The sequence below is a fragment of the Streptomyces sp. NPDC086077 genome (assembly GCF_040686175.1).
GTDB lineage: Bacteria > Actinomycetota > Actinomycetes > Streptomycetales > Streptomycetaceae > Streptomyces.
On the sequence record NZ_JBFBJT010000021.1, the window covers coordinates 36,621 to 54,125 of the forward strand.

The window sequence follows — 17,505 nt, forward strand, 5'->3', positions numbered from 1 at the left end:
CTCGGCACCCGTGCGGACGATCGGCGGGCCGCGGCGACCCTAGGGGAGTGGTGGCGCATAGGGTGATCGCATGTCTGCCTCATTGAGCCCTGCGAGAACCCGTGCCGCACTCCGTGCCTCGGCGCGCATATCGGCGGAGCTGCTGCTGGTCCTCGTGGGGACCGCGGTGGTGCTCTGGCTTCTCGGCCGGATGTGGCCGATCGTCTGGCCCCTTGTGATCGGCTTGCTCCTCACGACGCTGACCTGGCCCGTCGCCCGGTTCCTGCGTCGTCACGGCTGGCCGCCGGCCCTGGCCGCGTCGGTGGTGACCGTGCTGTTCCTCGCGGTCGCCGCCGGTGCCGTGGCGCTCATCGCCGTCCCGGTCGCCTCGCAGTCCGGCGAGCTGACCGACGGAGTGATAGAGGGCATCCAGCGCGTACGGGAGTGGGCCGCGGGCCCGCCGCTGAACATCGGCGACGATCAGATCACCACCGCCCTGGACAGCGCGACCGACCGTCTCCAGAGCAGTGTCGGCAGCATGGTCACCACCCTCGCCACCGGTGTGGGCACCGTTGTCAACGGGGTGGTGACCGCCGTTCTCGCCGTCTTCCTGATGTTCTTCTTCCTCAAGGACGGGCCGCGCTTCCTGCCCTGGCTCGCGCGCCAGCTCCCCGGGCGCCTCGCGGACGACGTCCCGGCCGTCGCCGAGCGCGGCTGGGACACCCTCGGGGCCTTCGTCCGCTCCCAGGCGGCGGTCGGTCTGCTGGACGCCGTCCTCATCGGCATCGGACTCTGGGTCCTGGACGTGCCGCTGGTCCTCCCGCTGGCCGTGCTCACCTTCGTGTGCGCGTTCGTGCCGATCATCGGCGCCCTCTTCGCGGGCTTCGTCGCGGTGCTCATCGCCCTGGTGTCGAACGGGCTGACGGACGCCCTGATGGTGCTGGCCATCATCGTCGTCGTTCAGCAGTTGGAGGGCAACGTCTTCCAGCCCATGATCCAGAGCCGGGGGCTCGGCCTGCACGCGGCGGTCGTCCTGCTCGCGGTGACCCTTGGCGGCAGCCTGGCGGGCATCGTGGGCAGTCTGCTCGCCGTCCCGGCCGCCGCACTGATCGCGGTGGTCTGGAACTACGTACGGGAGCAGCTCTCCGAGCCGCCGTGCGACCCGGTGGGTGTCCCGGGCCCCGGACACGGCACCGACCCGGAACCCGCGGCCGCACCGCTCGCCACGTGACGAGCCTCGCCCCGCTCGGAAGGACAAGGGCCCTGCCGTTGCCGGCAGGGCCCTTGTGCGTGCTGAGGCGTACTGTCCGCGGTTCCCCGGACGACGCCACTGGTTCAGTGGCCCCGGCGCCCGCAGTGACGATTCCGGCTCAGCGCCCGGGACCTGTCGTCACCGCCTTGGCTGTGGTGTGAGCCGGCTGGTCAGCAGGTGGGAGTCCAGCAGCGCGAGGTCGCCTGTGCGGGCGGCCTTCGCGTAAGCCGTGAGCATGCGTTTGGTCAGGACGAGTGCCTCGGGGGAGCGCCGGGAGAGGGGTTTCGTCCAGGCGGTGACGACGTCGTCCAGCTGCTCGACCGGTGCCACCTTGTGGAGCAGCCCGAGCTGGTGGGCGGTGGCGGCGTCGAACGCGTCGCAGGTGAGCATGAGTTCACGGATCCGCGCGGCGCCGGCCTCCCAGATCAGGCGGCCCATGGCACCGCCCCAGGCGGGTGCGAGTCCGACACCGACCTCGGGCATGCGGAACTGGGCGGTCTCCGATCCGGCGCGGAGATCGCAGTGCGCGGCGAGTGCGAGGCCGGCGCCGATGACCTTGCCGTGGAGCCGGGCGATGGTGACGGCGTGGGTGTTCTCCAGGGCCTGACACAGACGGTGGGCCTTGTCCGCGACGCGGCGCAGTGCCCCCGCGGTCGGGTCCGTGGCCAACGCCTCCTGGAATTCCCGGCGGTCGGCCCCCAGGCAGAAGTCCTCGCCGAAGGAGGAGAGCACCAGGACGCGTATGTCCGGCCGTTCATGGAGGCTGTCGAGGACATCGGTGAGTTCGTCCAGGACGGCGGCGCCGAGAGTGTCGTCCTGGAGCGAGGGATTGAGCCGGACGTGGAGGACGGGGCCGGTCTGCGTGACGCCGAGGTGCGCGTGCGCGGACAGGGGTGCGGCGAGGGCGGAGGCGATCGAGGTGTTCATGCGAGGGCGACATCCAAGTTCAGCAGGCGCCTGAACGCCACCCGGGGGGCACGGGCGGGCCGGCGGACCAGGGTGAGCCGGGGCAGGCGGGTGACGGTCCGGCGTAGCAGGGTCTGGGCCTCCAGCCTGGCCAGCGGCGCTCCGAGGCAGTAGTGGACGCCTGCGCTGAAGGCGAGATGGGCGGGCTTGCGGTGGGGGTCGAACAGTTCCGGACGGGCGAAGCGGGCGGGGTCGCGTTGGGCGGCTCCCACCATGAGGTGGGCCATCTCGCCCGCGCGGACCTCGACGCCCTCCAGAAGGCAGTCCGAGGCGGCGATCCGGCTGATCACGTGGGTGGGAGGGTCGTAGCGCAGCGCCTCCTCCACGAACGCCGGCACGAGGTCGGGCTGTTCGGTGAGCAGGCGCCCGTGATCGGGGTGTTCGACGAGGAGGAGCGTCATCGTCGACAGGAGGGTCGAGGTCGTCTCCAGGGCCGCCAGCAGGACGAACAGGGCGAGGAAGTAGACCGCTTCATCGGCCTTGTCCTGGTCCGGTTCCATGGCGTCCCATGTGCGTATCCATCGGGACACGGGGTCCTCGCCGGGATGGGCGCGCCGCTCGCGCACCAGGTCGAGGAAGTAGGCGCGCAGCTCCGCCATGGCCAGGTCGGAGCGGGCCAACTGGCTGGCGGAGGGGAGAAGTTCCTGGGTGAACACCTGGTCGTGGGTCAGTTCGCGAAGCCGGGGCCAGTCCGCGCTCGGCAGCGCGAGCCAGTCGCCGACGGTGGCGACGGGAAGCTCTTCGCACACCAGGGCGGCGAAGTCCGCCTCCCCTTCGTTCAGGCGCTCCCGCACGTTGTCGAGGAGGCGGTCGACGACCTGGTTCACCCGGTGGCCGATGCGCTCGATGGTGTGGCGGTCGAAATTGCCCGCCGACCGGCGCACACGAGTGTGCTCCGGGGGGTTGAGCGCGGGCAGGGTGCGGCTGATCTCCCGGGAGGAGGAGGCGCTCCAGCGGGTGCGCTCTCCCTGCTGTTCCCTCCAGCTCGTGTCCGGTTCGAGCCAGGCGCCGCTGCGCAGCACCTGGTCGCACGTGCCGAAAGTGGTGACGAGGAAACCGCCCCAGGGGGCGGGGCTGACTCCACCCCGCGCTTGGAGCTCTTCGTAGATCGGGAAGGGATCGGCCTGTCCTTCAGCCGTACGGAGGCGGGAGAACAGGGAGACGGTGGCCCGACGGTCGGCCGAGCTAGCCGTGGCAGTCCCCACGATGACGGCTCCTTTCTGAGGATCAGCCGCCATACGTACCCGTGAGGTGTTTGAAGCATCCAATAACACTGTGGCTTCTTATGGTTACCTACATCACTCGCCCCTCACCCATGCCCGGAAGCGGCTGAACAGCCCACCTTTGTGCTGCGTCGCTTCCTGGGCCGAGCGAAGAGGGGCCGTCTGAGGCGCGGCAGTGGACGGCTGTGCCGGCTGGCCGGGCCGCGCGGCCGTGGTCGAGGAGACGGCGGCCGACGGGACGGCGCGGGGCGTGAACCGGATGGGAACGGCCATCAGGGAGCGGCTCCACGGCGCAGGCACCCACGCGAGTTCCTTGAAGGGGACGCGCACCTCGATGTCGGGGAGCCGGTTGAGCAGGGACTCGACCGCCGTGGCCGCAATCATGAACGCCGGGTCCTTGGCCGGGCAGGCGTGGGGGCCGGCGCCGAAGGCCAGGTGGGCCTTGGCGCTCAGCTGCTCGCGGTGCTCGGTCAGCTTCGGGTCGGTGTTGGCCGCCGCGAACGAGATCAGCACCGGGTCGTTGGCCCGCAGCGTCCTGCTGCCGAGCTCGATGTCCTGGGTGGGGTAGTGCGCCGCGTAGTTGGCGATCGGCGCGTAGTTCCACAGCGTCTTCACGACCGCGTCCTCGATCGGCAGACCGGCCGGCCACTCGTCGCTGAGGTACAGGGCGCTGCTGGTGCCGATCGCGGCGGCCAGGGGCGCGGTTCCACCGGAGAGCAGCGTCACGAGCTGGTGCAGCACCTCCTCGTCGGTCAGCCGGGCGGAGTGCACCATCAGGCGGGTGGTGAGGTCCTCGCCCGGCTGGCGGCGCTTGAGGGCGATCAGTTCGGCGAGCGCGCCGCCGAGCACCTCGTCGGCACCCGGGGCGCCCTGGAAGATGCCGGTGATTCCGGTGATGACACGGTCGCCGAGCTCGGGCGGGCAGCCGAACAGGTCGCCGAAGACCAGAAGTGGCAGCGGCTGGGCGTAGGAGGTCATCAGCTCGGCCTCACCGACGGGGTCGGAGCTGAACCGGCTGATCAGGTAGTCGGCAGACTGCTGGACCAGGCGGACGAGGCGGACCTGGTCGACCGTGGCGAGGCTGTCCGTGACCGCCTGCCGCAGCCGGGCGTGTGCCGCGCCGTCACTGAACAGCGCGTTGGGGCGGTAACCCATCATGGGCAGCGCCGGGCTGTCGGCGGGGACACGCCCTTCGTTCAGCGCGTTCCAGCGGCGGGAGTCCCGCACGAACACGGCCGGGTTCTGCAGGATGTAAAGGCTCGCGTCATAACTCGTCACGAGCTCGACCTGGACACCCGGCGCGATGTCGACGGGGGCGCTGTGCCCCATCGAGCGCAGCTTGGCGTACTGGCGCTCGGGGTCGGAGCCGAATTCGGGTCCGTACAGCGGGGTGTTGCCGTGCGCGGGGCAGCCGGCCGGTATGCCGGTCGGGTCGGACTGCTGGTGCATGCCGGGCTCCTAGCCAAGTATGGACATGAGGTGCTTCACGAGGGTGATCAGGGACTGCGCCGCGGAGTCCTGGCTCCGCACGTCGCAGTGGATGATCGGGGTCTCATCGGAGAGGTTGAGTGCCTCGCGTACCTCGTCGAGCGGATAGTCGGGGGTTCCGTCGAAGCGGTTGACGCCGATGGCGTAGCCCAGGCCGAACTGCTCGACCAGGTCCAGGATGGGGAAGCTCTCGTGCAGTCGCTCGGGGTCCACCAGCACCAGTGCGCCCAGTGCGCCCCGGGACAGGCCCTCCCACATCTCCTTGAAGCGTTCCTGTCCCGGCGTACCGAAGAGATAGAGGACGAGGGTGTCGCTGAGGGTCAGACGCCCGAAGTCCATGGCCACGGTCGTGGTGGTCTTGTCCGGGGTGCCCGACAGGTCGTCGAGGCCCTCGCTGGCCTCGGTGATCTCCTCCTCGGTCTGGAGGGGTTCGATCTCGGAGATGCTTCCGATGAAAGTGGTCTTCCCGACCCCGAAGTGGCCCATGACGAGGATCTTCACGGAACGGGAGACGGCTGGATCCAGATACACGGCTTACGCTCCGAATCGTGTCTTCAGGCCGTCGAGTACGGCGGTGAGCAGTTCGCGGTCGACACGTTCGGCTCGTGGCGCCGGATTCCTCACGAGGATCAGGCCGTCCTCCGCCATCTGCGCCAGCAGGATGCGCACGATGCCCAGGGGCAGCCGGGTGTAGCCGGACACCTCGGCCACGGACAGGAAGCCGTCGGCGATCAGGTCCATGACCGTGCGGGCTTCCGGGGACAGGGTGCGAGCGGCGGCCGAGGCCCCTTCCTGGGCGGTGACCAGCGTGGTGTGCTCGTACTCGTGCTCCGCGGGCAGGGATCGTCCCTTCGCGATGACGAACAGAGGCACTAACGCCGACGTCAGCTCCAGCTCGCCGTCCGGTTCGTCATGCATCGCCGGCCCTCCCTCCCTGCGACACCTGCCGCGCCACGAGTGCAGGTATCACGTCGCTGAGACGCGTGGTGAACTCCTCGATGTCACAGTCGTGTTCGGCTGCGGCCGCCAGGAACGCGCCGGCGCCGGCCGCGATCAGGAAGATCCAGCCGTGCCGGAACTCGATGACCGTCTGCCGCCACTCGTCGTCCCGCAGGCCGCCCGCGAACGGTGCCGTGGCACGGCTGTAGGCGTGGATCCCCGTCATGGCCGCGGAGATCGTGTCCGCCAGGTCCCTGCCGATCCCCGTGCTCGCGCCGCGGGGCAGACCGTCCGCGCCGAGGAGCAGGGCGTGACGGGCGCCGGGCACGGAGGCGATCACCTTGTCAAGTTCGGCCAGGACGAATCCCGAACCGCTCGCCTCCTCCTGCCGCGCGGCGCCACCCCCCGCGGCTCTGGCCGCGTCCGCGGCACTCACCCGCGGTGGGGAGGTGAGGTTGTTGCCGAGCCGGGCGACCAGGCGGTTCATGCGGAAGGAGATCTGCTGCATGTCGACATCGGGCTCGGCGGCGGCGGCCAGGTAGGCCCCCTGGCCGGCCCCGATCAGGAACACCCAGCCGTGCGAGAACTCGACGATCGTCTGATTCCACTGCCGGTCCTGCGAGGGTCCGGCGAAGTGGGCGGTCGCCCGGCTGAGCGACTGCATCCCGGCCATGGCCGCGGAGATGGTCCGCACGTCCTTCTGGCTCAGGCCGTCCGTCGACCCGCGTGGAAGTCCGTCCGCGGACAGCACCACGGCGTGCCGCGCCCGGGGTACGTTGTCCACGATGTCCTGGACCATCCACGACATGTCTGTAGTTGTCATGCGTCTTCGGACCCTTCAGGCGTCGGGGCTTCGAGGTCACGGCCCGACAGCGTGCCGCGCTGAAATGCCCCCAACCCGCCGCCGGAAGGGCGCGAAGCCCTCCTGGGCGTCTGCTCACCGCCGGAGGTGTTCCCGTCGGGAACACTGGCGATGGGCGACTTACGCGCTCCACGCTTCGGCAGGCCGTGCATCGTACGCGCGGACTGCTCACGGCTCTCGCCGCGTCGGATGCTGCTCACCTGCGCCTCGGTGGCCGGCGGGGTGGTCTCCTCCATGGTCCACAACTCCTCGGGCAGCAGGACGACGGCCCGGACGCCGCCGTACCGGGAGACTCCGGTGACGTCGACCTTGAAGCCGTACTGACGAGCAATCAGACCTATGACGGGGAAGCCGAACTTCGGCTGGGTGCCCAGTTGGGACAGCCGGGGAACGGCGTCGCCGGCCAGCAGTGCGGTCGCCTTCTGCCGGTCCTCGTCGCTCATGCTGACGCCGGCGTCGTCGATGACGATGCAGAGGTTCTTCTGCACGCGCTGGAACGTCACCTCGATCGGCGCGTCCGCCTGCGAGAAGCTGGCAGCGTTGTCAAGCAGTTCGGCGACGGCCAGGGCGACCGGAGCGACGGCGGACGACTTCAGAGCGATGCCGCTCGGCTGCATGATCTCGACCCGGTGGAAGTTCCGGATCTGGCTCTGGGCGCTGCGGACGACGTCGTAGACGCTGGCGGGCTGGTTGCGCCGGCCGAGCGGCGCACCGCACATGACCGCGATGCCCTGAGCCTTACGGGCCATCTGCGCGTTGGCGTGGGTGACCTCCATCAGGTCGGAGAGGACGGTGTGCCCGCCGTACTTGCGCTGGATCTCGTCCAGCAGCACGGTCTGCTCGACCGCGAGGCTCTGCAGGAAGCGGGCGGCGCCCTTGAGGACCGCCTTGGTGCTCTCCTCCGCGGCCTGCTCGGCCTCCCGGATCACACCGTCCTGCTCGCTCCGGACCTTCGCCAGTTCGTGCTGCACGCGGGTGAGTTCGGCCTCGGTGTAGTTCAGCCGCTGCCCCAGGGAGGTTTCGGACTCCCTCTTCCTCACCCCCAGGGCTTTGTTGCGAAGTACGAGAGCCACGACTGCGGCAATGGCTGTCACCGCTATCGCAACCAGGCACCAAAGAAGCACGTCTTGAGTCATGGAAACCTTTCTCGGCGCATGGCATGCAGGCGTCGACGGACCTCGCAAAGGCCCGCAACCCGTCACACGAGGACCGCGTTGCTGCTGGTGCGAAGAGCACCTCAGGTCCGGCACTCGAACAAAGTGGATCAAGGTCGCAGACGGCGGAATGCTATCACCGTCAACTCGGCGCGCCGTCCTCGTGTATGGCGTCTCCACAGGATCAACAAGGGTGTTCGCAGGGGTGGTTGTGGTGAGGTGCGTGAATGTCGCCTCTGCGACATGACGCCAAGACGACAGGCCGATGACCTCGACGCGACCACTCGGGGGGCGAATCATTCCTCTTCGGCATTCGCCGATCCGCTTGTTCATGTTCCCCTCATCGAGGAGCTTCTTTGCCTGGCTCACCCCTACACGGCCGAAGGGTGCTGGCGCTCGGTGTCGCCCTGGCGCTGCTGCCTTCACTCGGCGCCGTCACCGCCTTTGCCGCTCCGACCGGTGCCCCTGCGGCGGGATCCGTGCTCCCGGCGGGCGTGGCGGCCCACAAGGACGCGGGCGTTCCCCGGACCATCACGTTGATCAACGGCGACAAGGTGACCGTGACGGGCGCCGGCAGGACCGCGGTCACGTCACTGGAGGACTCCCTGGGCCGCCCGGTGGCGGCGTACACCGTCACGCACGACGGCGAGACCTTCGTGTACCCGCAGGAAGTGCTGCCGTACGTCTCGGCGGGGATCCTCGACGAGGACCTCTTCAACATCACGCGGCTGCTCGCCGACGGATACGACGACGCGCACAGCGACCACGTGCCGCTGATCGTCCGCTACGCCGACGCGGCCCACGCGCGCGGCGCCGCGCCGCTGCCCGAAGGCGCCGAGCGCGTCCGGACGCTGACCAGCGTGCAGGGTGCCGCGGTCGCGGAGAAGCACGACGAGGCCGGCAAGTTCTGGGCCTCGCTCACCGAGGACGTGAACAACTCCGCCCTCCTGCGCAGCAGCACGCTCGACGGTGCCGTGACCGCCGGGCGCGCCGCCGCGCCGCTGCTCGCCGGCGGTATCCAGCGCATCTGGCTGGACGGCAAGGTGAAGGCCGATCTGGCCGAATCGGTCGCGCAGATCGGCGCGCCCGAGGCATGGAAGAGCGGAAGCACCGGTCAGGGTGTGAACGTCGCGGTGCTGGACACCGGCGTCGACGCAGACCACCCGGACCTGGAGGGTCAGGTCGCCGCCGCCACCAGCTTCATCCCCGACGACGACTCGGCCGTCGACCACCACGGGCACGGCACCCACGTCGCGTCGACCATCGCCGGCACCGGCGCCGCGTCCGGAGGCAAGGAGAAGGGCGTCGCCCCCGGCGCCCGGCTGCACGTCGGCAAGGTCCTCGACGACAGCGGATCGGGCCAGGCCTCCTGGATCGTGGCCGGCATGGAGTGGGCCGCCCGGGACCAGCACGCCGAGATCGTCAGCATGAGCCTGGGCGGCGAAGCGACGGACGGCACCGACCCCCTGAGCGAAGCGGTCAACACCCTCAGCGCCGAGACCGGCACACTGTTCACGATCGCCGCGGGCAACAGCGGCCCGCGTGGCTCGGTCGGTTCACCCGCCGTCGCGGACGCGGCGCTGGCCGTCGGCGCCGTCGACTCGGCCGACCGGCTCGCGTCGTTCTCCAGCCGCGGTCCCCGCGCCGGCGACGGCGCGCTCAAGCCCGAGATCACGGGCCCCGGCGTCGACGTGCTGGCCGCCCGGTCGCAGCACGCGCCGGGTGAGGGCGCCTACACCACCATGAGCGGTACGTCCATGGCGACCCCGCACGTCGCGGGTGCCGCCGCCCTGGTCGCGGCAGCGCACCCGGACTGGACGGGGCAGCAGATCAAGGACGCTCTGATCAGCACCTCCAAGGCCACGCCCGACCACTCGGCGTTCGACGCGGGCAACGGCCGCGTGGACGCCGCGGCGGCCGCCAGGGCCACGGTGCGCGCCACCGGAGTGGTCGACGCCCTTCAGGAGTGGCCGCCGACGCCGGGCGCACGCGTGGACCGCGAGGTGACGTACACCAACGACGGCGACACCGCGGTCACCTTCGACCTCTCGGTCGAGGCCGCCGACGCCCCCGCCGGCCTGTTCACGCTGTCGGCTCCGAAGGTGACGGTGCCCGCGCACGGCACAGCCACGGTCACCGTCTCCGCGCACCCGGAACGGGCCGAGGAGGGCATGCTCTACGACGCCCGCGTCGAGGCCTCCGAAGGCGGCTCGGTCAAGCTCGGCACGGCCTTCGGCTACGTGACCATGTACGAGCTGCACGACCTCACGATCAAGGCCGAGGACCGCTCAGGAAAGCCCGTCACCGGCGAGTACTACGTCATGCTCCAGCAGGGCAAACGACCCGGGATCACGCTGGGCGGAGCGGTTGCCGGTTCCACCACCCTGACCCTGTACTCCGGGCCCTGGTCGGTCGTCGCGGCGATCCCGGTGGAGGGCGCCCACGGTGCTCACTCGCGCGGCCTCGCCATGGTCGCCGACCCGGAGTTCCGGCTCGACGGGGACGCGACGCTCACGTTCGACGCCTCCAGGACCCGTCAGGTCACCGCCCTCACCCCGAAGGAGTCCGTCACCACCGACATGCGGGTGGACTACGTGCGCACGCTCGACGCCTCGGGCACGCACAGTCTGTCCTTCTACCCCTCGTCCACCTACGACAGCTTCTGGACCCTGCCCACCGGTGCCAAGGTCACCGAGGGCGACTTCACCGTCAGGACCCGCTGGCGCAACGAGCAGCCCCCGCTGAAGCTCGCCTCCGTACGGGAGTCCGTCGACGACATCCTCGTACGTCGCGGCACCACCCCGCTGCGCAAGGGCACGAGCCGTCTCGACGCGGTCTACGCGGGAGCAGGCGCGGCAGCCGACTACAAGGGACTGCGGGTCCGCGGCAAGGCCGCCGTCGTGGTCCGCAACGACGCGGTGCCCGCGAGCGAGCAGGCGGCCGCGGCGGCGGCCGCCGGGGCCGAGTTGCTCATCGTCGCCAACGACGGCGACGGACGGCTGGACCCGCGTACCGAGGTCACCCCGCCGCTGACCGTCGTCACGGTCGGCAAGGACCAGGGTGACCGTCTGATCCGCCTCGCCTCCGCCCGCGGCGGCACCCCGCTGAAGGTCTTCTCCAACCCCACCACCGACTATCTCTACGACCTGGCGAACGTCTGGGACGGAGCGGTGCCGGCGAACACGGTCTACCGGCCCGGGGGCAAGGACCTGGCCCGGATCGACGTCGCGTTCCAGAACTACCGGCAGGCCGACGCGCGCGAGTACCGCTACGACGTCTGGCCCGACGACACCACCGCCCGCTTGGGCACCGAACTCCCGCGCCCGGCGAGGGGAGTTCGCACCGACTGGGTATCCACCGGCTCCGGCGTCCGTTGGGCGCAGGCCGCCACCGTGATCGGAGAGGTCAGGATCCTGGCCCCGCCGCGCGGGTACAAGGGTGGTACCGCCACGAAGGACCAGTGGTTCGCACCCGTCAGCCGACCGCGGCTCAGCGACGCCTTCCCCGGTGCCTTCGCCTTCCGGCAGGACGACTGGGTGGCCGTGGACGTCCCCGCGTGGGGCGACGGCGGCGCCGGCCGTCAGGGATACCCCGTCACTCCGGACGCACAGGCGGAGGCATCGCTGTACCAGGGCGACAAACTTCTCGCCACCATGTCCGGGTCCTTCGTGATCGCCACCGGGCTCAAGCCGGAACGGCAGGCCTACCGGTACGTGCTGGAGACCGCCCGTGGCGACTGGGCCAACCCCTACAGCACCAGGACCAGGACGGAATGGGACTTCACCTCCGTCGCCGGAGCCCAGTACGAGGGTCTGGCCCTGCCGCTGATCCAGCTCGACCACGCGGTCGCCACGGACGGCGACGGCAAGGCGCGGCGCGACGCGAGCCTGACCGTCACCGCGACGCACCCGACGTCGTCCGACCCGGACCAGGTGCTGCCGCCCACGTCGGCGATCGGCAAGGTCGCGGTGGAGCTCTCGTACGACGACGGCAGGACCTGGAGCAAGGCCGACGTGACCCGCTCCGGTGACGGCTGGCGTACCACCCTCGACGCGCCGAGGAAGGCCTCCTACGTCACCGTCCGCGCCACGGCCGCCGACGACCGAGGCAACGCCGTGCAGCAGACCGTCACGAGGGCCTTCGGCCTGAGGTGACCCACCGTCCGTGTCAGACGGGCCCGGGACGCGTTGCCGTCCCGGGCCCGTCACACATGTGCGCGTCGTACGGTGACCGGAAGGCGGTCACGCATCCCTCAGTGGCGGACCACCCCAGGTGCGATGTCCTCGGTGAACCCTTCGTCACCGGGGGCCGCGAACTTGTCGGCCTTGGCGACGGCGGTGCCGCAGAACGCGGCCTCCAGCGTGCCGCCGAGGATGGTGTTCACCGTTCCGTTGTTGGAGGTGTTCGCCATGGACGTCATGCTGCGCTTGCCGTCCGCGGTGGTGAAGGCGTACGTGTAGTAGCCCTGGACGGTGCCCGTGTGGCCGTACACCGTGACGCCGCAGGAGAGCTTGCGGCCACGCAGTCCGAGACCGTACGACTGGGTGCCGTCCGCGTTGACCGGGACCATGCTCATCATCTCCTGCAACTGCGCCTGGGGCAGGAGCTTGCCGGAGACGAGGGAGGAGAAGAAGCGGTTGAGGTCGGCCGAGTTGGAGATGACCGCGCCGGCCGACTGCCCCCATGACACGGTCTGCTCGGTGGAGTCGACCAGCGGCAGCGTGGTGTCGTCCTGGCGCAGGTATCCGCGTGCGTAGGAACCGGAGAGGGTGGTCTTCGGGTGCACGTAGGAGGTGTTCTTCAGCCGCAGCGGCCCGAAGATGCGCTCCTGGTAGTGGGTGGCCATCGGCACGCCGGTGACGTGCTCGACGAGCTGGCCCAGCACCACGAAGTTGGTGTTGGAGTAGCTGTAGGCGGCTCCCGGCTCGTTGTTCACCTGGTGGGCCGTCGACAGGTCGATCAGCTCCTGGTAGGTGAACACCTTGTTCCGCACGGACTCGAAGCCCGGAACGGTGTAGTAGAACATGTCGTTGGTGTAGTCCCACAGCCCACTGCGGTGACTGAGCAGGTGCCGCACGGTGATGCGGTCGTCCGGCAGTGCCTTCGGGAGGTAGCTGTTCGCCGAGGCGTCGAGGTCGACACGCCCCTCGGCGACCAGTTGCATGAGCACCACCGTGGTGAAGGTCTTGCTGACGCTGCCGACCCGGAACCGGCGGTCGGCGTCCATCGCCGTGCGGGCGGCGGTGTCCGCCTGCCCCGACGAGATGCGGTAGCTGGAGTTGCCCGAGTCGATGCGGGTGAGGGCGCCGGGCGCCCCCGCCGACATGGCCTGCTTCTGCACCTTCAGGACCGAGGTGACGGAAGGGCTGGGAAGGGTGGAGGTGGCTGCGCCGGCCGGGGAGGTGGCCAGTGCGGCCAAGGCGGTGGAACCTGCGAGCACGACGCTCACGTACTTGATGCGCATCCGAGTCTTTCTCTACGAGGTCAGGTCGGCGCCGCCCGGGCCGGGGAGGTCACCGACGACCGTCACTGCCGGCTCGGGGGCGACGCTGGACGCATCGTAATACTGTGACAAGGTGTTGCGGGCGGGGGGCCACCACGAGGTGAGGTGATCCACCAGCTGGGTGCTGGCGCGCGGGCGCCGGCCCAACTCGGGCACAGCAAGCGGCCCGGCGCGGTACGGAGGCGTCACACACCGTTCAACACTGTCGAACCACACTGTGAGAGGGGGGGCCTCATGCTGGCGATGCTCGGGTTGGACGCGGAGGCCGAGGCTCTGTACCGGATCCTGCTGATGGATCCCCCTTCGAGCGCGTCCGCGCTGGGTGATCGACTAGGGTGGCCGGAGGAAGCGGTCCGCCGGAGTCTTGACCGGTTGCGCGAGCTGGCCCTGGTACGGCCTTCCTATGAGGAGCCCGGACGGGTCAGAGCAGTCGTTCCCGAAGTCGGCCTGGAGCTGTTGCTGAGGCGTCAGCAGGCGGAGCTGGCGGCGCAGCAACAGCGTGTCGAGGCTTCCCGCGCCGCCGCCGCACAGCTCATGGCGGAGTTCGCGGATACGCGCTCCACGACCACACCGGCAGGTCTCGAACGGCTGGTGGGGATCGACGAGGTCCGTGACCGGCTCGCCTCCTTGGCATGCGGCGCGCGGAGCGACGTCATGACGTTCGTGAAGGGCCGGCAGTCGGTCGGGGCGATCGAGGCGGCGAGACGGCTCGACGAACACCTCGTCGACCGGGGCGTCAGGTGCCGTACGGTCCATCTGCACAGCGCCCGCAACTGCCCACGCACGAGGGAGTACCTGACATGGCTGGCCGGGCAGGGAGTTCAGGTACGTACGGTGGCGACCCTGCCCACGCACATGGTGATGTTCGACCGCACGCGGGCGGTCATCCCGGTGAAGAGCGATGACACAGCGGCCGGGGGAGTGGTCCTGTCCGGGGAGGGCACCCTCGCCATGCTGGGCGCGCTCTTCGAGACGGTCTGGGACGGTGCCCGGCCGTGGGGCGGCGTTTCGCGGCACGACGCGCATGGCCTGACAGACAGCGAGTCCACCGTTGTGAAGCTGCTCGCGGCCGGTGGTACCGACGAGGCGATCGCGAAGCGGCTCGGTGTCTCCCACCGCACAGCCCGCCGCATTGCGACATCGCTCATGGAGCGCCTCGGGGCCCGAAGCCGGTTCGAGGCCGGAGTGCGGGCGGCCAAGCGCGGCTGGGTGTGAGGGCCCTCGCGACAGCGAGCTTCGGGGCGGTGACGCCGGCCCCGGCCCCGAAGGGCCTGGGTCCGGGACCGGCGTCATCTGCCGGAGCCGCCGACGGTGACGAGATCGACGGGTCAGGAAACAAGGGGGATGTCGTCGGACGGCAGACCGAGCCGTGCGCGGCCGACACGACGGGCGAGAGGTTCGAACATGGAGGAGCAGACGTGCGTCCTCATCGTGGCGGCGTCGCGGAAGTAGCGCTGCATGCGCTCGCCGTTGCGCCCGGGCCGGGAGCCCGCCGTACGGAACAGGATGCCCTGCAGCGCCTCCCACGCCATGCGCGCGGCGGTGAGGTGGACGAGCGCGAGCCGATCGTCCACCGCGGCGGTGAAGGGGGCTCGTCCCGACACGTTGTCGGCACAGGCGTCCATCCACTCGTCGGCGGTGGCGCGCATCGCGGCGTCAGCCGTTCGGATCGCGGTCAGCGCCTCGCCCAGGTGGCGCTGGTAGTCATGGAGGTCGGCGCGGGTACGACCGGGGTCCTGGATGAGCCGCCGTTCGGAGATGATCCGGGCGTACTCGTCGGCGGCCGCGTACGCGGTTCCGATCATCAGGGCGGCCATCTCGCCCTGGAAGAAACTGCCCGGGCGCCCGGCGTACATCGCCTGGCCGTGCAGCTTCGAGCCGACGGTGCCGCCCTCGACGGGCAGGTCGATCAGGCTCCCCTCCAGGGTGTGGTGGGTGGGGATGCGGGCCTGGTCGAAGCGGAGGCTGTTGGAGCCGCTGCCGCGCAGCCCGAGGGAGCCGTACCAGTCGTCGAGCAGCGTCCAGGAGGAGCGCGGCGCGACGAACAGCACGAACGGTCCCGGCCGGTCGCCCGGGTTCTGCGGGGCGCGGAGCGTTTGGGCGAGGTAGTGGGTGGAGTACGGCGAACCGGAGGAGTAGGGCCAGGTGCCGTCGATGATGACGTGATCGTCCCCGTCGGGCTGGGCCAGACCGACGGGGGCCACGGTGCTGGCGGCCCGGAAGTCACCGTCGCCGCCGAAGAGTTCGTCCTGGGTTTGCTCCCCGAAGAAGGAGGAGACCTGCAGAACATGGGCGGCGGAGAGCGAGAAGGCCCAGCCGGTGGAAGGACAGCCGCGTGTGATCTCGGTGACGACGCGGTAGAAGGTCGGCACGTCGAACTCGTGGCCGCCGTACCTGCGAGGCTGCAGAGTCCGGTAAAAACCGGCCTTCAGGAAGTCCTCGTGGGTCTCCGTCGGATAGACGGTCAGCCGCTCCGTCTCCGACTGCCGGTCGAGCAGCTCGGACCGCATCGTCACGGCCCTCTCGATCAGTTCGCGGGGGGTGAGATCCGGTTCCGGTACGGCAATCACGAGGGCTCCTGCACATCATTTCAAGGAACGTGTCCAGACCAGTCTGGATCCGTTTCAGGCGTGTGAAAGGCCTTTCCCGCTGGCCTCAACGGGCCCTGGACCAATCGGGCCCGGCTGAGGCACCGTGGCTCGGAGCAGGGTCTATGCGCCGGACACCGGGAGATCGGCGGGTTTCTCCGGGCCGCTGGAACGGCTCCCGGCAGCCGTGTTCAGATGCGACTGCGAGTCGCGCTCGGCCGGCAACGGTCCCGAGACGGTGAAGTAGCGCCGGCCGGCGACGAGCAGCTCCTCCGCGGGGAACTTCGTGATCACCTCGCACCCGTCCGCGGTGACCACCAGTTCCTCCTCTATCCGGGCCGCGCCCCAGCCGTCCTTCGACGGCCAGTACGTCTCCAGCGCGAACACCATGCCCTCCTCGATCACCTCCGGGTGCTCCAGGGAGACCAGCCTGGAGAACACCGGCTTCTCCCATATCGACAGCCCGACGCCGTGGCCGTACTGAAGCGCGAAGGCCGCTTCCTCGTCGGCGAAGCCGAACTCCTGCGCCGTGGGCCAGACCGAGACGATGTCGGCCGTCGTGGCTCCGGGGCGGACGAGGCTGATCGCCTCGTCCATGTACTCACGGCACCGCGTGTAGGCATCGCGCTGGGCCGAGGAAGCACTGCCGACGGCGAACGTGCGGTAGTAGCAGGTGCGATAGCCGTTGTAGCTGTGCAGGATGTCGAAGAACGCGGGGTCTCCGGGCCGCACGATGCGGTCGGAGAAGACGTGGGGGTGCGGTGCGCACCGCTCACCGGAGATGGCGTTGACACCTTCGACGAACTCCGAGCCGAGGTCGTAGAGGGTCTTGGCGACCACACCCACGCACTCGTTCTCGCGCACTCCCGGCCGGAGGAACTCGTAGAGGTTCTCGTAGGCGGCGTCGACCATCGAGCAGGCATGGGTGAGCAGGTGGATCTCGTCACGTGTCTTGACGCGTCGGGCCTCCAGGAACACCTGCTGGCCGTCGACCACGGTGATGCCCGCGTTCTGAAGGGCCATCAGGACCGGGAGCTCGATGACGTCGACGCCGAGCGGCTCGTCCTGGAGCCCGTAGAGCTCCAGCTCCCGTTTGATCTTCCGGGCGACGGAGTCGGCCATCCCGACCAGGGGGTTGATGGCACCGCGCAAGGTCGAGATGCCGGCGCGGGCGCCGCTCGGGTTGCGGGCATCGGCTCCATGGTGGGCGCCGTGCGGATCGCCGTCCGAGTGGGCTTTCGAGTAGTCCAGCCAGGGGTTGTACAGCTGGTGGTGCCGGGCGGCCGAACCGAAGTCCCAGACGATCGGCTCACCGCCCCTGACCAGCAGGGAGAACCGGATCAGCTTGTCGATTCCCCAGGTGCCGATGTGGGTCGAGGTCATGTAACGGATGTTGGAGAAGTCGAAGGCCAGGACGGCGCCGACCTCGGACTGCTCCAACGACTTGCGGAGGCGGGCCAGTCGCTCCTCGCGGAGCCTGTTCATGTCGACGCGGGTCTCCCAGTCGACCGCGTTCGGCCCGAATGTCGGAAGCGCCATCACAACTCCTTG

At 69.8% G+C, this 17,505-nt stretch carries 13 protein-coding genes; 3 read left to right on the forward strand and 10 right to left on the reverse strand.

Going from position 1 to position 17,505, the window contains the following annotated elements; translation table 11 throughout:
• The first annotated feature begins 70 nt into the window (after positions 1-70).
• Entirely contained in the window at positions 71-1,210 is a 1,140-nt protein-coding gene (locus tag AB0O67_RS09180) for an AI-2E family transporter (RefSeq protein WP_365447809.1), read from the forward strand.
• A gap of 159 nt (positions 1,211-1,369) precedes the next feature.
• Here AB0O67_RS09180 and AB0O67_RS09185 read toward each other — a convergent pair whose 3' ends face one another.
• From AB0O67_RS09185 to AB0O67_RS09215, 7 genes are all read right to left on the reverse strand, one after another.
• Entirely contained in the window at positions 1,370-2,158 is a 789-nt protein-coding gene (locus AB0O67_RS09185; protein ID WP_365447810.1) for an enoyl-CoA hydratase/isomerase family protein, read from the reverse strand.
• Complete coding sequence (locus tag AB0O67_RS09190; protein ID WP_365447812.1) at positions 2,155-3,402, reverse strand: cytochrome P450; 1,248 nt, start codon at positions 3,400-3,402, stop codon at positions 2,155-2,157. Before AB0O67_RS09190 ends, AB0O67_RS09185 begins: the two co-directional genes overlap by 4 nt.
• Before the next feature lie 93 nt (positions 3,403-3,495).
• The gene (locus tag AB0O67_RS09195; RefSeq protein ID WP_365447814.1) at positions 3,496-4,869 is read right to left on the reverse strand and encodes a cytochrome P450; all 1,374 of its coding nucleotides are present in this window, start codon (positions 4,867-4,869) and stop codon (positions 3,496-3,498) included.
• A gap of 9 nt (positions 4,870-4,878) precedes the next feature.
• The gene (locus tag AB0O67_RS09200; RefSeq protein WP_365447816.1) at positions 4,879-5,439 is read right to left on the reverse strand and encodes an ATP/GTP-binding protein; all 561 of its coding nucleotides are present in this window, start codon (positions 5,437-5,439) and stop codon (positions 4,879-4,881) included.
• A gap of 3 nt (positions 5,440-5,442) precedes the next feature.
• Complete coding sequence (locus AB0O67_RS09205; RefSeq protein WP_365447818.1) at positions 5,443-5,826, reverse strand: DUF742 domain-containing protein; 384 nt, start codon at positions 5,824-5,826, stop codon at positions 5,443-5,445.
• Positions 5,819-6,646, reverse strand: coding sequence for a roadblock/LC7 domain-containing protein (locus tag AB0O67_RS09210; RefSeq protein ID WP_365447866.1), 828 nt, complete (start codon positions 6,644-6,646; stop codon positions 5,819-5,821). Before AB0O67_RS09210 ends, AB0O67_RS09205 begins: the two co-directional genes overlap by 8 nt.
• A 20-nt stretch (positions 6,647-6,666) precedes the next feature.
• Positions 6,667-7,782, reverse strand: a complete 1,116-nt coding sequence (locus tag AB0O67_RS09215) for an ATP-binding protein (RefSeq protein WP_365447820.1) — start codon at positions 7,780-7,782, stop codon at positions 6,667-6,669.
• A gap of 467 nt (positions 7,783-8,249) precedes the next feature.
• On the opposite strand from AB0O67_RS09215, the gene AB0O67_RS09220 reads away from it, so the two are divergent.
• Positions 8,250-12,017 carry a S8 family serine peptidase gene (locus AB0O67_RS09220; RefSeq protein WP_365447822.1) on the forward strand — a complete coding sequence of 1,256 codons (3,768 nt, stop codon included), beginning with the start codon at positions 8,250-8,252 and terminating at the stop codon, positions 12,015-12,017.
• A 98-nt stretch (positions 12,018-12,115) separates the two neighbouring features.
• Here the strand turns inward: AB0O67_RS09220 and AB0O67_RS09225 are convergent, their stop codons facing one another.
• Positions 12,116-13,327, reverse strand: coding sequence for a serine hydrolase domain-containing protein (locus AB0O67_RS09225; RefSeq protein WP_365447824.1), 1,212 nt, complete (start codon positions 13,325-13,327; stop codon positions 12,116-12,118).
• Between the two features lie 273 nt (positions 13,328-13,600).
• Here AB0O67_RS09225 and AB0O67_RS09230 point away from each other — a divergent pair, with 273 nt between their 5' ends.
• Positions 13,601-14,581 (forward strand): LuxR C-terminal-related transcriptional regulator, encoded by a 981-nt coding sequence (locus AB0O67_RS09230; RefSeq protein WP_365447826.1) that lies wholly within the window; start codon positions 13,601-13,603, stop codon positions 14,579-14,581.
• Between the two features lie 113 nt (positions 14,582-14,694).
• Here AB0O67_RS09230 and AB0O67_RS09235 read toward each other — a convergent pair whose 3' ends face one another.
• A complete protein-coding gene (locus AB0O67_RS09235; RefSeq protein WP_365447828.1) occupies positions 14,695-15,936 on the reverse strand; it encodes an acyl-CoA dehydrogenase family protein in 1,242 nt (413 codons plus the stop codon).
• Between the two features lie 141 nt (positions 15,937-16,077).
• The gene (locus AB0O67_RS09240) at positions 16,078-17,493 is read right to left on the reverse strand and encodes a Xaa-Pro peptidase family protein (protein WP_365447830.1); all 1,416 of its coding nucleotides are present in this window, start codon (positions 17,491-17,493) and stop codon (positions 16,078-16,080) included.
• Between the last annotated feature and the right edge of the window lie 12 nt (positions 17,494-17,505).